Origin of the sequence: Acidovorax sp. SUPP1855 (genome assembly GCF_030158955.1) — a bacterium.
Taxonomy (GTDB): domain Bacteria; phylum Pseudomonadota; class Gammaproteobacteria; order Burkholderiales; family Burkholderiaceae_C; genus Paracidovorax.
Window position 1 is genome coordinate 1 of record NZ_BQXI01000079.1, and the last position, 1252, is coordinate 1252.

The 1252-nt window shown below is 60.1% G+C and carries 1 protein-coding gene; it reads left to right on the forward strand.

Annotated features, from left to right (window positions below):
* The first annotated feature begins 58 nt into the window (after nt 1-58).
* Nucleotides 59-1221, forward strand: a protein-coding gene (locus tag AVMA1855_RS26465) for an IS3 family transposase (RefSeq protein ID WP_284428003.1) whose coding sequence is annotated in 2 segments (ribosomal slippage) — nt 59-326 and nt 326-1221 — 1164 coding nt in all. Because the reading frame shifts where the segments join, the coding sequence is not laid out codon by codon here.
* Nucleotides 1222-1252 lie beyond the last annotated feature (31 nt).

Genomic DNA, 1252 nt, shown 5'->3' on the forward strand with positions numbered 1-1252 from the left:
TGGGCTTCCCCCGGTTTCCCGGACACATCGAATGACATGATGTGTTTAGGAGGCAAACATGCCAAGGACGAGAAGAGCATTTACGGACGAGTTCAAACGGGAAGCGGTGAAGCTGGTGAAGCAACCTGGGGCGAGGGTCACGCACATTGCGAGGGACCTTGGTATCGAGCAAAGCGTGCTGCGTCGATGGGTCAGCCAGGAGCATGGCGGTGTCATGGACATGCGGGCGAACAAGCCTTTGCGCAGCGAATCGGCATCTGAAGTCGAGCGCCTTCAGCGGGAGTTGCGGCGGGTGACCACGGAGCGCGACATCCTAAAAAAAGCGCTCGGCTACTTTGCAAGGGACCCGCAGTGAAGTACGCCTTTATCGTTCGTCATCAAGACGTGTGGCCCACGCGGGCCATGTGTCGGGCCATGAACGTTTCGGCCAGCGGGTTCTACGAATGGTTCGGCAGGGCCGCCAGCGCACACAGCCAAGCCGATGCAAGGCTTACGCGCAGCATTCGAGAGAGCTTTGAGCTCAGCGACCGCACCTACGGCAGCCCACGTGTGTGGCACGACTTGAAGGCGGCAGGCGAGCACTGCGGCCTCAACCGCGTGGCCCGCCTGATGAAGCTGGCCAAGCTGCAAGCCAGGCGCAAGCGCAGAAAGCTTCCGGGGGACACTGCCAGCAGGCTGGAGAACCACATCGCGCCAAACCATCTGCAGCGCGAGTTCGAGGCGTCGCAGCCCAACCAGAAGTGGGTCGCGGACTTCACCTACATCTGGACGGCAGAGGGTTGGCTCTATGCCGCGGCGGTGATGGACCTGTATTCGCGCCGCATCGTGGGTTGGTCCATGAGCGACACCATGCAGGCCAGAATGGTCAGTGATGCGCTGCTGATGGCGTTGTGGCGTCGGGGAAAACCGGCTGCGTTGATGCACCACTCGGACCAAGGCAGTCAGTACACCAGTGAAGAGTTCCAGCAGTTGCTGAAGAGCCAGAACATCACCTGCAGCATGAGCCGGCGTGGTGAATGCTGGGACAACGCCGCCATGGAAAGCTTCTTCTCGACGTTGAAGACGGAGCGCTGCGCGCGCACTGTCTACCAAACGAGGGAGCAGGCCAGAGCCGATGTATTCGACTATATCGAGCGGTTCTACAACCCGTTCAGAAAACACTCCAAATTGGACTACCTCAGCCCGGTTCAATTCGAAGAGCGGCAGCGCTTAATGGGCTAGGCAAACCGTCCGGGAAACCGGGGGAAGCCCA